We start from the raw sequence: 17,949 nt of genomic DNA on the forward strand, positions 1-17,949 counted from the left end.
GGCCTCGGCCCCCGGGGATCCCCGCCTCAGCGCACCCGCCCACGCGGCTTCAGCGGGACGTCCGGCAGCGCCGGGGCCGGAAGGGGCGCTCCGTCGTAGCCGCGTACGGTGCCGAAGCGTTCGCCGTTCATCCAGTCCTCGCGGGCCTGGCGGATCTCCTCCTGGGTCCGGCCCACGAAGTTCCACCACATCACGATCTCCTCCTCGAACGGCTCGCCGCCCAGGAGCATCAGACCGGCGTCCGACTCGGCGCGCAGCGGCAGTTCCGTGCGGCCGCAGCCGAGGTAGAGCATCGAGCCCGGGAGGACCGGCACGCCGTCCACCTCGGCCTCGCCGGACATCGAGAGCACGGCGTACTCGAAGTCGGGGTCCAGCGGGAGGCGGGCCCCGGCGCCGCGGGACAGGGTGAGGTCCGCGCCGACGATCGGGGTGTAGGCGGTGCCGGGTGAGGCGGCGCCGTCCAGTTCGCCGAGGATCACCGTGGCCGTGAGGCCGGGGGCGGTGACGGCGGGGAGGTCGCTGTGGTGCTGGAAGTGCGGCTCGACGGAGCGGTGCGCGTCGGGCAGGGCGACCCAGAGCTGGGCCCCGTGCAACAGCGCGGCGTGCCGCTTCGGGCTCTCCTCGGAGTGGCTGATCGCCCGGCCCGAGGTCATCAGGCCCAGTTCGCGCGGGCGGACCGTCTGGAGGCTGCCGAGGCTGTCGCGGTGCAGGACCTCGCCCTCGTGCAGCCAGCTGACCGTCTGCAGGCCCATGTGGGGGTGCGGCGGCACCTGCATCCCCGGCTCGTCGGCGATGTCGTCGGGGCCGTAGTGGTCGACGAAGGCCCAGGCGCCGACCATCCGGCGGCCCAGGTTGGGCAGCAGCCGGCGGACCTCGGTGGACTCGCCGAGCCGGACGCGGCGCGGGGTGAGGAGTTCTCGTACCGGTTCGGCGACGACGAAGCCCCGGCCTCCGCAGACGGAGGGCACGGCCTGGCGATCGAGATTGCTCATGGCGCTCAACCTATTCCGGTGCGGGTGCGGGCGGGCGGTGCCCACGCCGAATATTTAGTGGAATGTTAAACCATCTCTGGCTGTTGTGGCAGCTGACGGCTAACGGGAACGGCCCCGCGAGCACCCATGGCCGAGGAGGTCACATGAGCGACAGCTACTACGAGTTCGGCACCGCGGCCGAGCGCTGGGAGCGGGCGCGGTTCTTCTTCGAGGCGAAGGAGTACATGACCGCGGCCCGGATTCTGCGCGGGCTGGTCGAGGAAGTGCCGGAGCAGGTCGCGCCCCGGCTGCTGCTGGCCCGCGCCTACTACCACTCGGCGCAGCTCGGACGGGCCGAGACGCAGCTGCGGGCCGTGCTGGAGCGCGACCCCGTGGAGCAGTACGCGCGGCTGATGCTCGGCCGGACGCTGGAGCGGCAGGGGCGCGGCACCGAGGCCGGCACGCAGCTGCGGATGGCGGCAGCCCTGTCCGGGGACTTCGGCCCGGAACCGGTCGCCGGCAGCGCCCAGGACGTGGGGGAGTTGCGCCTGCGTCGGGCGGCGGAGGCGTAACTTGCCGGCGCCGCCGGGCCGCACCCGGGCATCCGGGTGCGGCCCGTTCACATCCAGGTACGGTCCCTTCATATCCAGGTGCGGCCCGTTCGCACGCCGTGATACTCCACTGGTCCATGGATGACCTGTACACGGATGACCTGCTCTCGGATCACGTGGAGACCCCGCGCCTGCTCCTGCGTCCGCTCGGTCCCGCCGACGCCGAGCGGGTGCGGGACAACACGCCGGCGGAGGGTGCGCGCTGGGCCCCCGGCTACCCCTCCCCCGGTGAGCGCGGGGCGGCCGGGCGGTTCCTCGACACCTGCGCGACCCGGGAGGACCCGACACCGTTCTGTTCGTACGAGATACGGCGCCGCGAGGACGGGCTCGTCATCGGCGGGATGGGGTTCCACGGGGCGCCGGACGCGAACGGGTACGTGACGATCGGCTACGGCCTCGTGCCGTCGGCGCAGGGCATGGGGTACGCCTCCGAGGCGCTGCGTGCGCTGTTGCTGTTCGCCCGCGAACAGGGCGTCGCGGGTGTGCACGGGGACACCGGTCTCGACAACCTCGCGTCCCAGCACGTCATGACGGCGGCGGGCATGCGCTTCGTGAAGGAGGACGCGCTGCTGAGGCACTACCGGATCGACTGGGAGGGTGCGCAGGCCGGGGCGGAGTGACACAACGGGCGGAGCCCGCCGGTGATTCCGGCGGGCTCCGACAGTGGGGGCGACGCTCCGCGTCGCGCGGGCGTCAGCCGACGGCGGCCGCCGTCCGGCTCGCCTTGCCGCTGCCCGCCGTGACCGCGTCGGCCTTCGGCACCAGCAGGCGTTCGGTGAGGTAGCCGAAGACGAGGCCGAAGGTGGTCCAGAGGGTGAACTGGACCGCGAGCGTGGCCAGCCGGAACTGCCACAGCAGGGTGGCCGGGAAGTCCTTGCCGACCTCGTTGAACGACGGCAGGAAGGCGTAGGCCAGGCCGATTACCAGCACATAGCCGGCCGCCGCGGCGATCGTCGCGTTCCAGGCGCCCAGGCGGGGGGCGAGCCGCTTGCCGAGGATGACGGCGGCGACGGCCAGCAGCACGCTGAGGGCGACCATCAGGAAGAACAGCGTGGTGCGTTTGCCGATGGTGTCGGGGTTGCCGACGGCCGGCGGGTTGGCCGGGTACTTCAGGAACGGCACGACATACACGGTGAGCAACGCCGCGCCCGCGATCAGCGCCGCCGTGGCCCGAGGGCCGAACCGGCCCATCCGGCCCAGGGCGTAGCAGAAGACGAGGGCCGCGATACCGCCGACGGCCACACCGAAGACGAGCACACCGGTGGCGAGGCCGGCGGTGGACTGCATCGTGCGGCTGACGAGTTCCTCGCCGCCGCCGTGGTCGTGGCTGTGCGCCTCTTCGAGGGCGATGGCCGCGTCCACGCGGGACTCACCGAGGAAGTAGGCGACGACGAGTGCGAGCGCACCCGCGACGAGCCCGGCCAGCATGCCGCGGACCAGCAGAGCTCTGACAGATATGGAGTTCATGAGGGATTCCCCTGGATCAGGCGGTAGGTCAGTGGCAGGGGAAACCGAGGAGGTGGCGGCCGTCGTGGACCCACTCGTGCACGCCTTCGCCCGAGATGAGCGCGGTGGCGCCCTGCTCGGCGCCGACGAAGTACAGCAGGATCAGCATGACGATGCCGAAGAAGACCGCCCAGGGGGCAATGGCCTTCAGCGAGATGGGGGTGATGGCGGGTGCGCCGGTGGCGGGGGCAGCAGACTGTGCCATGGCAGTACCTCCTGTGGGAACACGCGTCCCGATCGTGGTGCCTGAGACGAAGGTGCTGGGTCTGACTTCCCCGCAGGGATACGGGTTCACAGTGGCGCGACCGTGCCGGATTCTCACCGGGCTTCCGTCACACCGTCGTCATGTCGTCGCGACCATACCGCCTGGAAGCGGGGCCCGCCATGGTGCCATCGGAGGGGCCGGGGAGCACGGATGCCATGGTGTGCTTGGCCAAGTGGCCACAGTTCAGGGAGTTGAGAGCGGTCATGACGGTACGGGTGATGTTGATCTCACCGGCGATGAACGCCGCGCTGCGCGAGGCGCGGTTCGCGGGTGACGCGCCCCTCGACGCATCGGGGCTCCGGCAGACCCGGTCCGCCGCCGAGCGGGTGCCCGCCGCGGACCGGTTCCGGCACGGCCCGTCGGTGCGGTGCACCCTGACGGCCGACGCGCTCGGGCTCCGGTCCACGGCCGAGCACGCCCTGCGTGACTGGGAGTTGGGCCGGTGGGCCGGTGCGCGGCTGGACGAGATCGGGGCGAGCGAGCCGGAGGCGGTCGCGGCCTGGCTGGCGGATCCCGCCGGCGCCCCGCACGGGGGCGAGTCGCTGCTCGGTCTGTGCGCGCGGGCGGGCGCCTGGCTCGACTCGCTGGGGGACGACGACGGCGGGCGGGTGCTGGCCGTGGCCGAACCGGCTCTGGTGCGGGCGGCGGTCGTGCACGCGCTGACCCTCCCGCCGCAGGCGTTCTGGCGGCTCGATGTCGCACCGCTGGCCCTGACGGAGCTCAGCGGCAGGTCGGGACGGTGGAACCTGCGCTGCGGCCGGCCGCTCGCCCCTGAGCCGGCCCGCTGAGTCACGTACGCGCGACCACCGCGCGGAGCATGTGCAAGAACTGTGGTCCGTACCGGAGTCTTGACACCCAGATGGTTCACTTCTTAAATCACGTAGTGAGCTAAGGCCCCATCATCCCCCCCACGCGATGGCCGTGCCCCCACTTGTCATATGCATGGCGAATCGCATGTCCTCCATCCCGCACGGGAAGGAAATCTCATGAGTTCCCCCCACCTGACCAGGCGTCTCCTGGTCCCAGCGCTCTCCGTACTCGCCCTGGTCGCCACCACCTCCGGACTCGCGTCCGGCGCCCCCCAGCCGTTCGACGCGGCGGCCCCGGCAGCGCAGGGCTCCGTCGCGGCTGCCGCGACGTTCACCGATGACTTCGACGGACCAGCCGGTTCCGCCGTGGACGGCGGCAAGTGGCAGATCGAGACCGGCGACAACGTCAACAACCACGAGGGGCAGTACTACACGGCGGGCAACAGCAACGCCGCGCTCGACGGCCAGGGCCATCTGGTCATCACCGCCCGCAAGGAGAACCCGAACAACTACCAGTGCTGGTACGGGACCTGCGAGTACACCTCGGCCCGGCTCAACACCTCGGGCAAGTTCACCTCCACCTACGGGCACGTCGAGGCGCGGATGAAGATCCCGCGCGGTCAGGGGATGTGGCCCGCATTCTGGATGCTCGGCGACGACATCGGGCAGGTCGGCTGGCCCAACTCCGGTGAGATCGACGTCATGGAGAACGTCGGCTTCGAGCCGTCCACGGTCCACGGCACCCTGCACGGCCCCGGTTACTCGGGCGCCGCCGGCATCGGCGCGGGCTACACCCTCCCGGACGGCCAGGCCTTCGCCGACGACTTCCACACCTTCGCCGTCGACTGGGCCCCCGACTCCGTGACCTGGTCGGTGGACGGCAACGTCTACCAGCACCGCACGCCCGCCGACACCGGCGGCAACCCGTGGGTCTTCAACAAGCCCTTCTTCCTCATCCTCAACCTCGCGGTCGGCGGGGACTGGCCCGGCAACCCGGACGGGAACACGACCTTCCCCCAGGAACTCGTCGTCGACCACGTCCACGTCACCACCAGCGACGTCGCACCGCCCGCCTGACCCCGGCCGAACCGGCGGCTCCCGGACCGACCGCACCTGACGGACAGGCCGGTCCGGGAGCCGCCGTGCGTGCTCAGCCCCGGTACGCCTCCAGCAGCCGCAGCCAGATCTCGCTGATCGTCGGGTACGCCGGGACCGCGTGCCAGAGCCGGTCGACGGGGACCTCGGCCGCGACCGCGACCGTCGCCGAGTGCAGCAGTTCGCCGATGCCGGGGCCGACGAAGGTGACACCCAGCAGGATCTCCCGGTCCAGGTCGACGATCATGCGCGCGCGGCCCCGGTAGCCGTCCGCGTAGAGGCCGGCGCCCGCCACCGACGCGAGGTCGTAGTCGACCGCGCGGACCCGGTGGCCCGCCCGCTCCGCCTCGGCGAGGGTGAGGCCCACCGACGCGGCCTCCGGGTCGGTGAAGACGACCTGCGGGACGGCCGCGTGGTCCGTGGTCGCGGCGTGGGCTCCCCAGGGGTCGGTCTCCAGCAGCGGCACGTCCTCCGCGCGGGCGGCGATGGCGGCCCCGGCGATGCGCGCCTGGTACTTGCCCTGGTGGGTCAGGAGCGCCCGGTGGTTCACGTCGCCGACGGCGTAGAGCCAGGTCGAGCCCTCGACCCGGCAGCTGTCGTCGACCGTGAGCCATGAGCCGGGCTCCAGTCCCACCGTCTCCAGGCCCAGGTCGTCGGTGCGCGGGGCGCGGCCGGTGGCGAAGAGGATCTCGTCGGCCTCGATGCTCTCGCCGTTGTCCAGTTCCGCGGTGACCGGCCCGTCCGGGGCCGCACGCCGTACGGAGGTGGCCGAGACGCCCGTACGGATGCCGGCCCCCGCCTCGGTCAGGGCTTCCGCGATCAGTTCACCGGCGAAGGGTTCCATCTTGGGCAGCAGCCCCTTGCCGCGTACCAGCAGGGTGACCTCGGAGCCCAGGGCGCCCCAGACGGTGGCCATCTCCACGCCGACGACTCCCCCGCCGACGACGATCAGCCGGCCGGGCACCTCCTTGGCGCTCGTCGCCTCCCGGCTGGTCCAGGGACGGGCGGTCGCGATGCCGGGCAGGTCGGGCACCACGGCCCGGCTGCCCGTGCAGACGGCGACGGCGTGCCGGGCGGTGAGCCGGTGTTCCGTACCGTCGGGGGCCGTGACGGTGACCGCCTTCGTACCGGTCAGCCGGCCGTGGCCCCGGTAGATGTCCGCGCCGATCCCCTCGATCCAGGCGACCTGGCCGTCGTCCTTCCAGTGCGAGGCATAGTCGTCGCGGTGGGCGAGGACCGCGGCGGTGTCCAGCGGTCCCTGGACGGATGCGCTCAGACCGGGGACGCGGCGGGCGTCGGCACGGGCGACGACGGGGCGCAGCAGTGCCTTGCTCGGCATGCACGCCCAGTACGAACACTCGCCGCCGATCAGCTCGGACTCCACGATCGCGGTGCTCAGCCCGGCGGCCCGGGTCCGGTCCGCCACATTCTCACCCACCGGACCTGCACCGATGACCACGACGTCGTACGCGACAGGCTCCACAGCATGTGTCATGGGCCCATTTTGGTCATGGGTGTGGGCTGCGGCCACATGGGCAGGCGGAATAGCGCAAGCACGGGCACCGTTGTCCCGGACACGTCCGATCGGGCACAGGAAGAGGTAGCAGAACATGAGCACCGTAGAGCTCACCAAGGAAAACTTCGATCAGGTCGTCAGCGAGAACGATTTCGTCCTGATCGACTTCTGGGCTTCCTGGTGCGGCCCGTGCCGGCAGTTCGCCCCGGTCTACGACTCGGCCTCCGAGCGTCATGAGGACCTGGTCTTCGCCAAGGTCGACACGGAGGCGCAGCAGGAGCTGGCGGCGGCCTTCGAGATCCGGTCGATTCCGACCCTGATGATCGTCCGGGACAACGTGGCGGTCTTCTCGCAGCCCGGCGCACTGCCGGAGGCCGCGCTGGAGGACGTCATCGGCCAGGCCAGGAAGCTGGACATGGACGAGGTCCGCAAGTCCATCGAGAACGAGCAGAAGGGCAGCCCGGAAGGGCAGCAGTAGGCGGCTCCCGCCTACTCGTTCATTCGCGCGGCGCCGGGGCCGCCCGGTCCCGGCGCCCGGGGCCGGGCGGCCTCAGCCGTCCGTGTTCCGGGAGATCCGGACCGAGAGTCCGTAGCCGAGTTCCGAGCCGTCGACGAGCAGGGCCTCGACGGTCTGGGTGTCGGGGTCGATGTCCGCCACCATGCCGTCGCCCTCGTAACGGGGGTAGCCGCTCTCGCCGGTGTCGCCCGTCGCGGTCACGACCGCCGAACGGATGGCCGCCCCGCGCCCCCGCCCGTCGGAGTCCCTGGCGGTCGATCCCTTGACGGACGAACCCCCGGCGCCCGGTTCCGAGGCTCCGGATTCCGTCGCGCCGGCGGCGTCGGAGCCACCGGGGCCGGTGCCCCGGGCTTCCGTGTACTCGGGGACCAGGAGGATCTCGTAACGCTGCGGATGGCTCATGGTCCCGACGCTAAGCACGGGCCGTCCGCCCCGCACCTTGCCGCGCCGACGCACCGGCGCCTCCCGCCCGCTCAGCTCGACTCCCGGGGCACGGCCCGCGCCCGCAGCAGGTCGTGGCGCTCGGGTTGCGTCCTTGGGTGCTGCACCAGGCGGTCCACCAGATCGGCCAGCGGCTCCACCGTCGCCAGTTCCATCCGTACGCTGCTGAGCCGGGGTCTGAGCAGTCTGCCGAGCATGGAGTCGTCCGCCCCCACCACGGCGGTCGCGGCCGGCATGTCGATGCCCGCGTCCTTCAGGGCCCGCATCAGAAGCATCGCGTAGCTGTCGTCGTGGGCGAAGACGGCGTCGAGGGCGAGCGCGGGCCAGCGGGCGGCGAGGGCGGCGGCCGACTCCTCGTCGTAGCGCAGCGGAAGCGGCTCGATCAGGGCTCCGAAGGCCGTGGCGGCCTGCCGGGCGCCGGTCAGGCGCGGGGCCGCGAACAGGGCGGGGCCCGGTTCCTCGGGCATCACCACGCCGATGCGGCGCCTGCCGCGTTCCAGGAGATGGCGGACGGCGCAGCCGCCGACCTCGCGCTGATCCATGATCAGGGCGTGGGCGCCCTCCACCGGTTCGGGCCCGAGGGTGATCACCGCCTTGGCCCCGGAGCGCCGGAGCACGGCTATGCCCTGCGGGGTGAGGGGGACGGAACCCGGCACGATGACGGCGACGGGCCGCAGTTCGGCCCAGGCGCGGGCGGCGTCGTCGGCGTCGAGGCCGAGCGAGCCGTACTGGACGACCGTGTAGTCCAGGCGCCGCAGGCCCGACTCCAGTTCGCGCAGGAAGCGCAGGTGCAGGGGGCCGGCGGGCACGTTTCCCGTGGGCAGCAGCACCATGCGGGAGTGTCCCGCGCGCAGGCTCCGGGCCGCCGCGTGCGGTACGTAACCGAGTTCGGCGGCGGCCTCCCGCACCCGGCGGCGGGTCGGATCGCTGATCCGTACCTCCGCGTTGTTGTTGAGTACATAGGACACGGTGGCCCGGGAGACGCCGGCCAGCCGCGCCACATCGGCGCTGGTGGGGACGGGGCCTTCGGAGTTCTGCTCGGGTAACTGGCTCATGGCGTCGGGCAGTCTCCCAGACCTGTGTGACGGGGAAACGCTCCGGGGCTCACAACCGTTCGGCCGCCCCGCTCCACGCGGACGGCGGCCGAGGTCCTACGGTGTTGCGATGACCATCCAGCACCGCACCGACAGCCATGACGGGCCGGCCGACTTCCCCGGCCGTACCGGTCCCACCGCCACCGCCCAGGCCGAACCGCACGAGGTGGGCCCGGTCCGCACCTCCTACGCGCCCGACCGGGACGGCGACCCCGACCCCGGCGAGATCGTCTGGACCTGGGTGCCGTTCGAGGAGAACGACGGGCGGGGCAAGGACCGTCCGGTGCTCGTGGTCGCGCGCGAGGCGGCGGGCACGCTGCTGGCGGTGCAGCTCTCCAGCAAGCAGCACGACCGCGACCGGGAGTGGGTGGCGCTGGGCGCGGGCCCCTGGGACAGCTCCGGCCGGCCGTCCTGGGTCGACCTGGACCGGGTGCTGCGGGTGCACGAGGACGGGATGCGGCGCGAGGCGTGCGCCCTGGACCGGGACAGGTTCGACCTGGTCGTGGGGCGGCTGCGGGAGCTCTACGGCTGGCGCTGACGGCGGCCGGGGCCGGTCCCGGCCACGGGTGTTCCCGTGCCGCCGGGGCGGGCCGCCGACCCGAACGGCCCAGTCCGGGCGTACCGGACGAGGTCCAGCCCTATGGCTCAACGTCAGGGTGGGGGTGGGGCGCTTTTGGCGAACACCCGGGCGAAGGCCGTCCTGGTGGGCGCGTCCTCGCCCCGGGCGAGAATGCCGAAGACGATCTCCTCGAAGTGGCCGGCGAACCGTCCGTCGCCGGTGAGCAGGGCGTGGAACACGCCCGCCACTTCGGCCGGGTCGTTGGCGAACACCCCGCACCCCCAGGCTCCGAGCACCAGCCTGCGGTAGCCGCGTACCGCCGCGACCTCCAGCACCCGTTCGGCACGGGCGGCGAGGGCGGCGGGGATGCGGTGGGCCTCCTGCGGGCTGCTGCGGCGGATCACCCCCGCGTTGGGTGCGGGCGAGGTGAGGAATCCGGCCGTGTACGGGGTGTCGAGCAGCCGGCCCCGGTCGTCGCGGAAGACCGGGACACCCGGTGAGTGGATGACCCGGTCGCTGTAGAACGCGCTGCGTTCGGCCCGGTGGTGCGCGTAGTACTCGGGAGCGCGCAGCAGCGTGGCGTAGAGCGCGGAGCCCCGGCACAGCGCCTCCTCCTGCGCCTGCGCCCCGTTGAGGTAGCCGCCGCCGGGGTTGCGGGCCGAGGCGTAGTTCAGGACGGCCACCCTGCCCGGCCCCTCCCCGGTCATCCGGGCGGCGGCCTGCAGGCTGCTCTCGCCGGTGACCTCGATGACCGTGGCCCGGTCCCGGTCCAGCGCCGCGACGGGCACCGGCTCGGGACCGTACAGCCTGGTACCCGAGAGGGCGGCGGTCAGGGCCCGTTCGATGCTGACCTCGCGGCCCTGCGGGGTGCGGTAGACACCCGCCTCGACGATCGATTCGGTCTCGCGCGCGATGCCGCGCAGCCGGGCGCTCATCGCGCCTCCCCCTTATGGTGCATACGGGGCATGATCGACGCTCCCCCGCAGGGGACGCAACCGAATTCCCGGCGCACAGGGGCACCCTTGTGCGATCCCCTCACAGCGGTTTGGGTAGGACGGACGCACCGGAAGAAGGAGGCCCGGCATGTCACCCGACACTCCTGGCGGCCACGGTCCGCCCGGCTCGGACCCGCCCCTCGGCGAGGGAGCGGCGGAGGATTTACTGCGCGGCATCTGTTTCAAGACGGGGCCGCCCCGCATCGTGGGAGTCGAGCTCGAATGGCTCCTGCACGACCGCGACCACCCCCACCGCCTCGTCCCGCCCCACCGTCTCGAAGCGGCCGCTGCGGCCGTCCGGGCGCTGCCCCTGAGTGCGGCGCTCACCTTCGAACCCGGCGGCCAGCTGGAGCTCAGCTCGCGCCCCGCCGATTCCCTGATGGCGTGCGTCAACGACACCGCCGCCGATCTCGTCGCCGTACGGGCCGCCCTCGCCCGGCTGGACCTCGCTCCGGCCGGACTGGGCGTCGATCCCTGGCAGCCACCGCGCCGGCTCCTGCGCGAGCCCCGGTACGACGCCATGGAGACCGCCCTCGACCGATGGGGGCCGGCCGGCCGCGCGATGATGTGCACGACCGCTTCCGTCCAGGTCTGTCTGGACGCCGGAGAGGAGGAACCCGGTCCGCTCGGCTACGGGCGGCGCTGGCAGCTGGCCCATCTGCTGGGCGCGGTGCTGGTGGCGGCCTTCGCCAACTCACCCTTCCGGCAGGGCGGGCCGACGCCGTGGCGTTCGACGCGCCAGTCCCTGTGGGCCGACCTCGACCCGCTGCGGACGCTGGCCCCGGCCGGGCTGCTGCCGCCGCGCGACGGCTGGACCGCGCATGTCCTGGACACGCCCGTGCTCTGCATCCGGGGCGAGGGTCCGTGGGCCGTGCCGGACGGGCTGACCTTCCGGGAGTGGATCCGCTCCGGGCTGCCCAGACGCCCCGGCCGGGCCGATCTCGACTACCACATCACCACGTTGTTCCCGCCGGTCCGCCCGCGCGGGCACCTGGAGCTGCGCATGATCGACGCGCAGCCGGGCGAGGACGGCTGGATCGTGCCGCTCGCCGTCACCACCGCCTTGTTCGACGACCCGGAGGCCGCCGAAACCGTGTACCGCACCGTCAAACCGCTGGCCGAGACCGCGGGCGCGCAGGCCGCCCCGCGCAATCCGCTCTGGGCGGGCGCCGCCCGGGACGGCCTGACCGACCCGGAGCTGCGGGCGGCGGCCGCCGTCTGCTTCGGGCTGGCCCTGGAGGCGCTGCCCCGGCTCGGCGCGTCGAGAGCGGTGCAGGACGCGGTGGCGGACTTCCACGACCGCTATGTCGCGCGGGGCCGATGTCCGGCCGACGATCTGCGGGACCGGCTCGGTACGGCTCCCGCACACGGCACCGCCCATCCGAAGGGGACCCTCTCATGACCGACTCCCCCGCTTCCCCGCCGTACGGAACAGGGAGCCCGGACGCCCAGGACGCCGAGGCGCTCCGGGAGCGCGCGCTCGCCGCGCTGCTCACCGCCCGGGAGCGCACCACCCTGCTGACCGACAGCGTGGACGACCGTGATCTCACCGCTCAGCACTCCCCGTTGATGTCGCCGCTGGTCTGGGACCTCGCGCACATCGGCAACCAGGAGGAGCTGTGGCTGCTGCGCGGCGTCGCGGGACGGGAGGCGATGCGGCCGGAGATCGACGGCCTGTACGACGCCTTCGAGCATCCGCGCGCCACCCGTCCGTCCCTGCCGCTGCTGGCGCCCGCCGAGGCCCGAAGCTACGCCTCCGAGGTGCGCGGCCGGGCGCTGGACGTGCTGGAGTCCACCCCGCTCGGCGGCCGGGCCCTGGTCGAGTCCGGCTTCGTCTTCGGGATGATCGCCCAGCACGAACAGCAGCACGACGAAACCATGCTGATCACGCATCAGCTGCGCAAGGGCCCGGCGGTGCTGACGGCTCCGGAGCCGCCGCGCCCCGTCGGCGCGGCAGCGCTGCCGGCCGAGGTGGAGGTGCCCGGCGGCCCGTTCACCATGGGCACGTCGACCGAGCCGTGGGCGCTCGACAACGAACGCCCCGCCCACCGCCGCGAAGTCCCCGGGTTCCGCATCGACACCGCCCCGGTGACCTGCGGCGCCTACCGGGCGTTCATCGAGGACGGCGGCTACACCGAGCGGCGCTGGTGGGCGCCCGAGGGCTGGGCCATGGTCCGCGAGCACGAGCTGACCGCGCCGCTGTTCTGGCACCGGGACGCCGGGCAGTGGCTGCGCCGCCGTTTCGGTGTGACCGAGCCGGTGCCGGACGAGGAGCCGGTGCTGCACGTGAGCTGGTACGAGGCCGACGCCTACGCGCGCTGGGCGGGCCGGCGGCTGCCCACCGAGGCGGAGTGGGAGAAGGCGGCCCGCCACGATCCCGCGTCGGGGCGGAGCCGCCGCTACCCGTGGGGCGACGAGGACCCGACGCCCGAGCGCGCCAATCTGGGCCAGCGCCATCTGCGGCCCGCGCCCGCCGGGGCGTATCCGCAGGGCCGGTCGCCCTGCGGCGCCGGGCAGTTGATCGGCGATGTGTGGGAGTGGACGGCGAGCGACTTCCTGCCGTATCCGGGGTTCGCGCCGTTCCCGTACCGCGAGTACTCGGAGGTGTTCTTCGGGCCGGAGCACAAGGTGCTGCGGGGCGGTTCGTTCGCGGTGGACACGGTGGCCTGCCGGGGCACGTTCCGCAACTGGGACCTGCCGGTCCGGCGGCAGATCTTCTCCGGGTTTCGCACCGCGAGGGATCTCTGATGTGCCGTCATATCGCCTACCTGGGACCACCGGTGGCCCTGGGCGAGGTGCTGACGCAGCCGGTGCACTCGCTGGTGCGCCAGTCCTGGGAACCGCGCCGGCAGCGGTACGGGACGGTCAACGCCGACGGCTTCGGGGTCGGCTGGTACGCCGAGGGCGACCCCGTGCCGGGGCGCTACCGCCGCCAGGGTCCCGTCTGGGGCGACCAGACCTTTGCCGATCTCGCCCGGGTGGTGCGCAGTCACGCGCTGCTGGCCGCCGTCCGGGACGCCACCGAGGCCGACCCGGACGGCGAGGCCGCGGCCGCGCCGTTCACCGGGGGCGGGGTGCTGTTCAGCCACAACGGCGCGGTGAAGGGCTGGCCGGGGTCCCTGGCCTCCCTGGCGGCCACGCTGCCCCCGGCCGAACTGCTCCGGCTCACCGCCCGCTGCGACTCGGCCCTGGTCTGGGCCCTGGTGCAGCACCGGCTTGCGGCGGGCGACGCGCTCCCGCAGGCCGTGGCGGACACGGTGGTCGAGGCCGCCGAGGCGGCGCCCGGCTCCCGGCTCAACCTGCTGCTCACCGACGGCCGCAGCATCGTCGCGACCGCCTGGGGCGACACGCTGTGGCATCTGACCGAGCCCGGCCGGCACACGGTCGTGGCCTCGGAGCCGTACGACGACGATCCGCGCTGGCGCGAGGTCCCCGACCGCACCCTGCTGACCGCGACCCGCGCCGATGTCCTGCTGACCCCGCTCAAGGAGCCCACCGAGTGAGTCCCTTTCTGCTGACCCGCACCCTGCCGGTGGACGCGACGGACGCGGCGCTGCGCGCCGATGTGCTCAGCGGCCTGACCCGGCACCCGAAGACCCTGCCGCCCAAGTGGTTCTACGACGCCCGGGGCAGTGAGCTGTTCGAGGAGATCACCCGGCTGCCCGAGTACTACCCGACGCGTGCCGAGCGGGAGATCCTGGTCGACCGGGCCGGTGAGATCGCCGCCGCGTCCGGCGCCCGGACTCTCGTCGAACTGGGCTCCGGCTCCTCGGAGAAGACCCGGCATCTGCTGGACGCGCTGCCGGAGCTGGACAGTTATGTCCCGGTCGATGTGAGCGAGAGCGCACTGCGGGGCGCGGCCGAGGCCCTGCTCGACGAGCGGCCCGGGCTGTCCGTGCACGCCCTGATCGCCGACTTCACCGCCGGGCTCTCGCTCCCCGAGACCCCGGGGCCCCGGCTGGTGGCGTTCCTGGGCGGCACGATCGGCAATCTGCTGCCAGGCGAGCGGGAGGTGTTCCTGAGCTCCGTGCGGGCGCTGCTCTCCCCCGGTGACACGCTGCTGCTGGGCACGGACCTGGTGAAGGACGAGAAGGTGCTGGTCGCGGCGTACGACGACGCGGCCGGGGTGACGGCGGCGTTCAACCGCAACGTGCTCTCGGTCGTCGACCGGGAGCTGGGCGCGGACTTCGCACCGGACGACTTCGCGCATGTGGCCCGGTGGAATCCGCAGGAGGAGTGGATCGAGATGCGGCTGCGGGCCCGCCGGGCCCTGACGGTGAAGATTCCGGAACTGGATCTGGTGGTGCCGTTCGAGGAGGGCGAGGAGGTGCGCACGGAGGTGTCCGCGAAGTTCCGCAAGGAGGGCGTGCGCCGCGAACTCGCCGGTGCGGGGCTCCGGCTGGCTCAGTGGTGGACCGACTCCGGGGGCAGGTTCGCGCTGTCGCTGGCCACGGTGGACTGAGCGAGCCGGGCCAGGGCGCGGCGGCCGGTCCGGCCGTCCGCCGGGATCCGCGGCAGTACGTGGATCTCGGCGGTCAGCCCCGCCGCCCGCACCACCCGCCACAGGGACGCGGCGAGCGGGTCCTCGCCGACGAAGGCGGCGGCTCCGGCCGCCGCGCCCAGGTAGCGGATGCGGACCGGCTGCACGGCGGCCCCGGCGTCGATCGCGGCCTGGAAGGCGGCGGGCCGGAAGGGTCCGCCGCTCCCCCGCCCGCACCAGGTGCTGCCTTCCGGGAAGACCACGACGCGCGCCCCGCCCCGCAGCGCGGAGGCGATCGCGTCCACGGTACCGGGCAGCGCGCGCAGCCGTTCACGCTCGACGAAGAGGGTGCCGCCGAGCGCGGCCAGCGGGCCGAGCAGCGGCCAGCCCCGGATGTCGCTCTTGGCCAGCATGCGGCCGGGGCACACTGCCGCGACCAGCGGGATGTCGAGCCAGGAGACATGGTTCGCGACGACGAGCGCCCCGGGCCCGCCGCCGCTCGCGGCCGGCTGCCCGGCGATCCGTGTCCGTACGCCGAAGGCCCGCACCACGCCGTGCGCCCAGCCGCGGACCAGCCACTCCCGGTGGCGCTGCCGGAGCAGCAGCGCGAGCGGTGCGCCCAGCACGCCGGCGAGGGTGAGCAGGCAGCCGGCGAGCAGCAGGGCGGCGGCCGGGAGCGGGTGGCGGGCGGGGCCGTCGTGGGCGGCGCAGGCGCGCGGGGTGCAGGGCGAGGCGGGCAGCCAGACGCCGCTCATCGCTGCGGGGCGAGCGAGAGGAAGTGGCGCAGATAGCGGGGGTCGGTGCCGCGCAGCGACAGCAGGACGTAGAGGTCGGCGACGTTGAAGTCGGGATCGTGCGCGGGTGCCCCGCAGACCCGGGCGCCGAGCCGCAGATAGCCCCGGAGCAGGGCAGGCAGCGCGGCGCGCGGGGCGGGGGCGGGCGGGGCGTCGGCGGCGGGCTGCCAGAGGCGGTGCGGGGTGACCCAGTACTCCTCGGGCGCCAGGTGCTTCGCCCGTACGGTCTCCCAGGCGCCGGCGGCCGCCGTGCCGCCGTCGGAGAGGGGTACGGAGCAGCAGCCGGCCAGCCAGTTGTGGCCGCTGCGCTGCATGTAGCGGGCCAGGCCCGCCCAGATCAGGGCGATGACGGCGCCGTCGCGGTGGGCCGGGTGGACGCAGGAGCGGCCGACCTCGACCAGGTCGTCGCGGATGGGGCCGAGCCGGCTGAGGTCGAACTCGCCCTCGGCGTAGAGGCGGCCCGCGATCCGCGCCCGGTCGGGCGGCAGCAGCCGGTAGGTCGCGACGATCTCGCCGGTGGCGGTCTCCCGGACCAGGAGGTGGTCGCAGTACGCGTCGAACGCGTCGCTGTCCAGACCGGGTTCGGGGCCGTCCAGCCGGACGCCGAACTCCGCGGCGAAGACCTGGTGGCGCAGCCGCTGGGCGGCGCGTATCTCGTCCTGGTCGGCGGCGAGCGAGACCCGGTAGCGGGGCTGGGCGGCCGGGGCCGGTGTCGGGATCGGGGCGGGGGAGACGGTGGGCAGCGCGGGCATGGCGGACTCCGGGGACGGGTCGGCAAGGGCGGCTGCCGGGCCGTCGCTGGGGTGCTTCGGCCCGGCTCCTTACTTCTTCCGTCACCGGCTGGATTCGACGTGACCGCCATGGAGAGCCGGGATGTGCGACGGCTGAATCCCGAGGTGCGCGGCGCTCCCGGCGTTCACCGGGGGCCGTGCGGCGCCTGCCGGGTCAGCTGCCCGCGAGCAGGGCGGTGATATTCTCGGAGGCGTTCTTCGCCTCGGTCTCCGGGTCCCCGCCCTGGAGGACGGCCGTCATATAGGGCTTGATCGGGTTGTCGGCCTCGACCTCGGCCCACTGCGGCGAGTTCGGGGTGGCGTGGCCGCGTGCGGCACCCTCGGCCATCGCGGCGGTGCTCTCCTCGCCCTCGATGACATGGGCCAGCGAGGGCTTGTTGGGCACATAGCTCATGGCCTTGGCCAGCTGCTCCTGCCACTTGGCCCCGGCCAGCGCCTTGATCACCTCGTATCCGGCGCTGCGCTGGGCCGCCTTCTGCGGGACGATCAGGTCGGAGCCGCCGGTGAACACGGAGCCGGGCGCCTTCGCGGTCTTGCCGGGAATCGGGAAATACCCCAGCTTTCCCTTGAGTTCGGGGTTCAGTTTCTCGATCAGGGTCGCGCTGCTGGGGGTGGAGATGATCTGGGCGACATTTCCCTTGGCGAACACCTCGCTCTGCGGGGGCTTCTCCTCGTCCGCGTCCTTGGGGCCGTCGCCGAGCGCCTGGAGTTCGGAATAGAAGTCCATGCCCTTGAGCGCGGCCGGGGTGTCGAGAGCGCCGGCCCACTCGCCGCCCTTGTCGGTGGCGAGTTCGCCGCCCTCGTCCCAGATGAATCCGGCGAGCACATACCAGTTCTGGCCGGCCAGATACATGCCCTGATTGCCGCCGCTGTTCAGCTTCTCGCTGTCCGCGATCCACTCCTCGCGCGTCTTCGGGGGGTTCTTGATGCCCGCCTGCTCGAAGAGGTCCTTGTTGTAGATCACCACCCGGTTGGCGGCGTACCAGGGGATTCCGTACTGGACGCCGCCGATGCTGCCGGGCTCGGCGAGGCCGGGCAGCCAGTCGTCGCTGCCCAGGTCACGCATGGACTCCAGGGTGAGGTCGCGCAGATTGCCGCTCTCCGCGTACTGGGCGACCTGGGTGTTGCCGACCTCGATGACATCGGGCGTGTCCTTGCCGCCCAGCGCTTCGAGCACCTTCGGGCCGATGCCGCTCCAGCTCTGGATCTTGAACTCCAGTTCGACCGACGAGTGCTCGTCCTCGTACGCCTTCTTGAAGCGGTCCAGGAAATCGGTGGTGACGCTGTCCTTCATCAGCCAGATGGTGACCTTCTTGTCGCCCGAACCGCCCGAACCGGGGATCATGCCGCACCCGCCCAGCGCAACGGTGGAAATCAGGGCAATCGCTCCGACGAGCATGCGGTTCTTCAACGGGGTCACCTTCTGCGAAACGGCAGGACAAACGTGTCGACCCGGTGTGGGGGACTGCGGGCTGCGCTCGCACGGGCGTGGCTGGATTTTGGTA

The 17,949-nt window shown here is 72.8% G+C and carries 20 protein-coding genes and 1 riboswitch; of the genes, 10 read left to right on the plus strand and 10 right to left on the minus strand.

What is annotated here, in order from left to right; all coding sequences use genetic code 11:
- Positions 1–26: 26 nt before the first annotated feature.
- Positions 27–992 (minus strand): pirin family protein, encoded by a 966-nt coding sequence (locus RLT58_RS02380; RefSeq protein ID WP_311308677.1) that lies wholly within the window; start codon positions 990–992, stop codon positions 27–29.
- A gap of 143 nt (positions 993–1,135) precedes the next feature.
- Here RLT58_RS02380 and RLT58_RS02385 point away from each other — a divergent pair, with 143 nt between their 5' ends.
- Both RLT58_RS02385 and RLT58_RS02390 read left to right on the plus strand, forming a co-directional pair.
- Entirely contained in the window at positions 1,136–1,543 is a 408-nt protein-coding gene (locus RLT58_RS02385) for a tetratricopeptide repeat protein (protein ID WP_311308678.1), read from the plus strand.
- A gap of 116 nt (positions 1,544–1,659) precedes the next feature.
- Complete coding sequence (locus tag RLT58_RS02390) at positions 1,660–2,202, plus strand: GNAT family N-acetyltransferase (RefSeq protein ID WP_311308679.1); 543 nt, start codon at positions 1,660–1,662, stop codon at positions 2,200–2,202.
- 73 nt (positions 2,203–2,275) lie between these two features.
- Here RLT58_RS02390 and RLT58_RS02395 read toward each other — a convergent pair whose 3' ends face one another.
- Together RLT58_RS02395 and RLT58_RS02400 are read right to left on the minus strand one after the other, a co-directional pair.
- Complete coding sequence (locus tag RLT58_RS02395) at positions 2,276–3,049, minus strand: CbtA family protein (RefSeq protein WP_311308680.1); 774 nt, start codon at positions 3,047–3,049, stop codon at positions 2,276–2,278.
- A gap of 28 nt (positions 3,050–3,077) precedes the next feature.
- Positions 3,078–3,293: a CbtB domain-containing protein gene (locus tag RLT58_RS02400; RefSeq protein WP_311308681.1), complete on the minus strand. Its 216-nt coding sequence runs from the start codon at positions 3,291–3,293 to the stop codon at positions 3,078–3,080.
- A gap of 59 nt (positions 3,294–3,352) precedes the next feature.
- Positions 3,353–3,419, minus strand: a riboswitch (cobalamin riboswitch).
- Between the two features lie 137 nt (positions 3,420–3,556).
- On the opposite strand from RLT58_RS02400, the gene RLT58_RS02405 reads away from it, so the two are divergent.
- Positions 3,557–4,141 (plus strand): histidine phosphatase family protein, encoded by a 585-nt coding sequence (locus tag RLT58_RS02405; RefSeq protein WP_311308682.1) that lies wholly within the window; start codon positions 3,557–3,559, stop codon positions 4,139–4,141.
- Between the two features lie 198 nt (positions 4,142–4,339).
- Positions 4,340–5,239, plus strand: coding sequence for a glycoside hydrolase family 16 protein (locus RLT58_RS02410; RefSeq protein WP_399130759.1), 900 nt, complete (start codon positions 4,340–4,342; stop codon positions 5,237–5,239).
- Positions 5,240–5,312: 73 nt separating this feature from the next.
- Here RLT58_RS02410 and RLT58_RS02415 read toward each other — a convergent pair whose 3' ends face one another.
- Complete coding sequence (locus RLT58_RS02415) at positions 5,313–6,752, minus strand: dihydrolipoyl dehydrogenase family protein (protein ID WP_311308683.1); 1,440 nt, start codon at positions 6,750–6,752, stop codon at positions 5,313–5,315.
- Positions 6,753–6,867: 115 nt separating this feature from the next.
- Between RLT58_RS02415 and trxA the strand changes: the two genes are divergently transcribed.
- Positions 6,868–7,251, plus strand: a complete 384-nt coding sequence (gene trxA, locus RLT58_RS02420; RefSeq protein ID WP_311308684.1) for a thioredoxin — start codon at positions 6,868–6,870, stop codon at positions 7,249–7,251.
- A 72-nt stretch (positions 7,252–7,323) separates the two neighbouring features.
- Here trxA and RLT58_RS02425 read toward each other — a convergent pair whose 3' ends face one another.
- Together RLT58_RS02425 and RLT58_RS02430 are read right to left on the minus strand one after the other, a co-directional pair.
- On the minus strand, positions 7,324–7,692 hold the full coding sequence (locus RLT58_RS02425; RefSeq protein WP_311308685.1) for a hypothetical protein: 369 nt from the start codon (positions 7,690–7,692) through the stop codon (positions 7,324–7,326).
- A 71-nt stretch (positions 7,693–7,763) separates the two neighbouring features.
- The gene (locus RLT58_RS02430) at positions 7,764–8,786 is read right to left on the minus strand and encodes a LacI family DNA-binding transcriptional regulator (RefSeq protein ID WP_311308686.1); all 1,023 of its coding nucleotides are present in this window, start codon (positions 8,784–8,786) and stop codon (positions 7,764–7,766) included.
- Positions 8,787–8,895: 109 nt separating this feature from the next.
- Between RLT58_RS02430 and RLT58_RS02435 the strand changes: the two genes are divergently transcribed.
- The gene (locus tag RLT58_RS02435) at positions 8,896–9,363 is read left to right on the plus strand and encodes a type II toxin-antitoxin system PemK/MazF family toxin (protein ID WP_311308687.1); all 468 of its coding nucleotides are present in this window, start codon (positions 8,896–8,898) and stop codon (positions 9,361–9,363) included.
- Between the two features lie 113 nt (positions 9,364–9,476).
- On the opposite strand, the gene RLT58_RS02440 is transcribed toward RLT58_RS02435, so the two are convergent.
- Positions 9,477–10,319: a TIGR02452 family protein gene (locus RLT58_RS02440; protein WP_311308688.1), complete on the minus strand. Its 843-nt coding sequence runs from the start codon at positions 10,317–10,319 to the stop codon at positions 9,477–9,479.
- 148 nt (positions 10,320–10,467) lie between these two features.
- Between RLT58_RS02440 and egtA the strand changes: the two genes are divergently transcribed.
- From egtA to egtD, 4 genes are read left to right on the plus strand one after another with little or no spacing between them, the layout of a single operon-like run.
- The gene (egtA, locus tag RLT58_RS02445) at positions 10,468–11,781 is read left to right on the plus strand and encodes an ergothioneine biosynthesis glutamate--cysteine ligase EgtA (RefSeq protein ID WP_311308689.1); all 1,314 of its coding nucleotides are present in this window, start codon (positions 10,468–10,470) and stop codon (positions 11,779–11,781) included.
- The gene (gene egtB / locus RLT58_RS02450; protein ID WP_311308690.1) at positions 11,778–13,127 is read left to right on the plus strand and encodes an ergothioneine biosynthesis protein EgtB; all 1,350 of its coding nucleotides are present in this window, start codon (positions 11,778–11,780) and stop codon (positions 13,125–13,127) included. Before egtA ends, egtB begins: the two co-directional genes overlap by 4 nt.
- On the plus strand, positions 13,127–13,882 hold the full coding sequence (gene egtC, locus RLT58_RS02455; RefSeq protein WP_311308691.1) for an ergothioneine biosynthesis protein EgtC: 756 nt from the start codon (positions 13,127–13,129) through the stop codon (positions 13,880–13,882). Before egtB ends, egtC begins: the two co-directional genes overlap by 1 nt.
- A complete protein-coding gene (gene egtD / locus RLT58_RS02460; protein WP_311308692.1) occupies positions 13,879–14,841 on the plus strand; it encodes an L-histidine N(alpha)-methyltransferase in 963 nt (320 codons plus the stop codon). Before egtC ends, egtD begins: the two co-directional genes overlap by 4 nt.
- Here egtD and RLT58_RS02465 read toward each other — a convergent pair.
- The 3 genes from RLT58_RS02465 to RLT58_RS02475 form a co-directional block, all read right to left on the minus strand.
- Positions 14,784–15,614, minus strand: coding sequence for a lysophospholipid acyltransferase family protein (locus RLT58_RS02465; RefSeq protein WP_311308693.1), 831 nt, complete (start codon positions 15,612–15,614; stop codon positions 14,784–14,786). The two genes, egtD and RLT58_RS02465, sit on opposite strands and share 58 nt — an antisense overlap.
- Positions 15,611–16,405 carry a GNAT family N-acetyltransferase gene (locus RLT58_RS02470; RefSeq protein WP_311308694.1) on the minus strand — a complete coding sequence of 265 codons (795 nt, stop codon included), beginning with the start codon at positions 16,403–16,405 and terminating at the stop codon, positions 15,611–15,613. The genes RLT58_RS02465 and RLT58_RS02470 overlap by 4 nt, the downstream gene beginning before the upstream one ends.
- 193 nt (positions 16,406–16,598) lie before the next feature.
- A complete protein-coding gene (locus RLT58_RS02475; RefSeq protein ID WP_311308695.1) occupies positions 16,599–17,855 on the minus strand; it encodes an extracellular solute-binding protein in 1,257 nt (418 codons plus the stop codon).
- Positions 17,856–17,949 lie beyond the last annotated feature (94 nt).

The organism is Streptomyces sp. ITFR-16 (assembly GCF_031844705.1).
Lineage (GTDB): Bacteria > Actinomycetota > Actinomycetes > Streptomycetales > Streptomycetaceae > Streptomyces.

What these genes read in the sequence shown, in the direction of transcription:
- RLT58_RS02430 (WP_311308686.1), bottom strand. Translation starts at nt 8,786, where the DNA reads ATGAGCCAGTTACCCGAGCAGAACTCCGAAGGCCCCGTCCCCACCAGC.
- egtA (WP_311308689.1), top strand. Translation starts at nt 10,468, where the DNA reads ATGTCACCCGACACTCCTGGCGGCCACGGTCCGCCCGGCTCGGACCCG.
- RLT58_RS02405 (WP_311308682.1), top strand. Translation starts at nt 3,557, where the DNA reads ATGACGGTACGGGTGATGTTGATCTCACCGGCGATGAACGCCGCGCTG.
- RLT58_RS02395 (WP_311308680.1), bottom strand. Translation starts at nt 3,049, where the DNA reads ATGAACTCCATATCTGTCAGAGCTCTGCTGGTCCGCGGCATGCTGGCC.
- RLT58_RS02410 (WP_399130759.1), top strand. Translation starts at nt 4,340, where the DNA reads ATGAGTTCCCCCCACCTGACCAGGCGTCTCCTGGTCCCAGCGCTCTCC.
- RLT58_RS02415 (WP_311308683.1), bottom strand. Translation starts at nt 6,752, where the DNA reads ATGACACATGCTGTGGAGCCTGTCGCGTACGACGTCGTGGTCATCGGT.
- RLT58_RS02465 (WP_311308693.1), bottom strand. Translation starts at nt 15,614, where the DNA reads ATGAGCGGCGTCTGGCTGCCCGCCTCGCCCTGCACCCCGCGCGCCTGC.
- RLT58_RS02425 (WP_311308685.1), bottom strand. Translation starts at nt 7,692, where the DNA reads ATGAGCCATCCGCAGCGTTACGAGATCCTCCTGGTCCCCGAGTACACG.
- trxA (WP_311308684.1), top strand. Translation starts at nt 6,868, where the DNA reads ATGAGCACCGTAGAGCTCACCAAGGAAAACTTCGATCAGGTCGTCAGC.
- RLT58_RS02440 (WP_311308688.1), bottom strand. Translation starts at nt 10,319, where the DNA reads ATGAGCGCCCGGCTGCGCGGCATCGCGCGCGAGACCGAATCGATCGTC.
- RLT58_RS02435 (WP_311308687.1), top strand. Translation starts at nt 8,896, where the DNA reads ATGACCATCCAGCACCGCACCGACAGCCATGACGGGCCGGCCGACTTC.
- egtB (WP_311308690.1), top strand. Translation starts at nt 11,778, where the DNA reads ATGACCGACTCCCCCGCTTCCCCGCCGTACGGAACAGGGAGCCCGGAC.
- RLT58_RS02400 (WP_311308681.1), bottom strand. Translation starts at nt 3,293, where the DNA reads ATGGCACAGTCTGCTGCCCCCGCCACCGGCGCACCCGCCATCACCCCC.
- egtC (WP_311308691.1), top strand. Translation starts at nt 13,127, where the DNA reads ATGTGCCGTCATATCGCCTACCTGGGACCACCGGTGGCCCTGGGCGAG.
- RLT58_RS02470 (WP_311308694.1), bottom strand. Translation starts at nt 16,405, where the DNA reads ATGCCCGCGCTGCCCACCGTCTCCCCCGCCCCGATCCCGACACCGGCC.
- RLT58_RS02385 (WP_311308678.1), top strand. Translation starts at nt 1,136, where the DNA reads ATGAGCGACAGCTACTACGAGTTCGGCACCGCGGCCGAGCGCTGGGAG.
- RLT58_RS02380 (WP_311308677.1), bottom strand. Translation starts at nt 992, where the DNA reads ATGAGCAATCTCGATCGCCAGGCCGTGCCCTCCGTCTGCGGAGGCCGG.
- RLT58_RS02390 (WP_311308679.1), top strand. Translation starts at nt 1,660, where the DNA reads ATGGATGACCTGTACACGGATGACCTGCTCTCGGATCACGTGGAGACC.